This is a genomic window from Methylobacterium sp. J-001, from assembly GCF_022829565.1.
GTDB lineage: Bacteria > Pseudomonadota > Alphaproteobacteria > Rhizobiales > Beijerinckiaceae > Methylobacterium.
The window spans coordinates 1-439 of the sequence record NZ_JAKSYN010000217.1 but is presented as its reverse complement, the minus strand read 5'-3'; the positions used below and the strand labels follow the sequence as shown (position 1 = coordinate 439).

The following is a 439-nucleotide window of genomic DNA, read 5'->3' as shown; positions in this document are numbered from 1 at the left end:
TCCCCATCCGTAAGGCGGCTTCGATCCGGCCGGGGGGCCGCCGGCGCGGCCTGGACGACAGCCTGGACCGCCGGGCCGGCCTGTGCGTCCAAGAGTCCAAGACTGGTCTGCTTCCCGCCGATCCAGCTGGACGACGTGGTCGACACCCTGCCGATGGCGAGGCGCAAGCACCCGGGCGCGGCCAACAACCTCGCTGCGCGCTGCAACCGCTACGGGAGCGCTCGCAGTCGCCGCACCAAGCACGGCGCGCTCCCCGACGCCCAGATCCTGGCCGAGGTCTATGTTAAACTGCTCGGCGGCAAGCAGACTGGCCCCGATCGGGCGCCCATCCTTGCCACCCCAGCGCAGTCCGCTGCGGACGCTGCCCGTCCCATAGCGTCACGCGTGTTCAATCCGAGGCTCACAGATGCCGAGCGAGAGCTCCACGCGTCGTTCCGCG

The 439-nt window shown here is 70.6% G+C and carries 1 pseudogene; it reads left to right on the top strand.

Annotation, left to right across the window (positions count from 1 at the left end):
• Window positions 1-439, top strand: a pseudogene (locus tag MKK65_RS28805) (exonuclease domain-containing protein); the annotation flags it as partial.